1 protein-coding gene is annotated in these 1046 nt (G+C 43.5%); it reads left to right on the forward strand.

Annotation, left to right across the window (positions count from 1 at the left end; all coding sequences use genetic code 11):
• Positions 1-254 precede the first annotated feature (254 nt).
• On the forward strand, positions 255-1046 hold a 792-nt coding region (locus tag AC1DWN_RS34245; protein ID WP_477563265.1), incomplete at its 3' end, for a helix-turn-helix domain-containing protein.

The following is a 1046-nucleotide window of genomic DNA, read 5'->3' on the forward strand; positions in this document are numbered from 1 at the left end:
GATCTTCGGTCATCCCCTTCTTGAACAGGAAATATCCTTGTTCTCTAAAAAATTCAACATCTGTTTCCGATAAAGGTTTGAGCGGTTCTGTATAGGTTACATTCATTTCGCATTCTCCTTAGGCGTTAATAATCTACGTTCTATTAAAGATTACTTCGAGAGCGCTTACTTGACAATGGCTGTAATTCGCAATATCGTATCTATAATTGATATTCTTCAAAAAATCAACTACAGTCTCTAGAGGAGAAATTCTTATGCCCAATACACAATTAAACATCCCGTTTGATGCCTTAGAAAATGCCTATGCCGGTTCTATCGTCTACCCACCTGGAGGCCGATTTGGTCCCCGAATCCAGCAGGATATACAGCTGGTCATGCTCTACACAGGAGAAATGAACGTTACTATCGATGGGCGACATGTTAGAGTGTTACCTGGTCAACTGATGCTCCTTATGCCCGGACACGAAGAGACCTTCATCTTCTCTAAAACGGAACAATCATGGCACCGTTGGATATCCGTCCATATAACTGAGCTATCCGATGAAACTCGAGAAGCCTTAAATCAACTACCCGAATGTCTCTCCCTAACAGAGGAGATGAATCGACTAACCGATCTTATGCTCATCATTCAGCGCCAAGTGCCTAATAACGATTCCAGCATTCTGAGCCTCGGACTAGCCGCTATTCATCTGTATCCAATTGAATCAAAAAGAGTGCTTCTCCAGAAGGAAAAGCACCCTGCCGTATATTCCACTTTATCGTGGATCCATGAGCATTACTCGGAAGAGATCACTCTCGAAAAGTTAGCCAAACAAGCCCGTCTCTCTCCCGAGCATCTACTGCGACTATTCAAGACGAATGTTCAATCGACTCCTATTCACTATCTCTGGGAGTATCGGATCAATAAAGCCGTTGAGCTGCTAAACAGCACCGGGTTGACCGTCACTGAAATCGCACATCGTTGTGGGTTTAAGACGTCTCATCACTTCGCAAGACTAATCAAGCAATTCACAGGWAAAACCGCAACAGAAATTAGACAGTTGTCC

It is taken from the genome of Paenibacillus sp. P4_A7 (assembly GCF_056402455.1).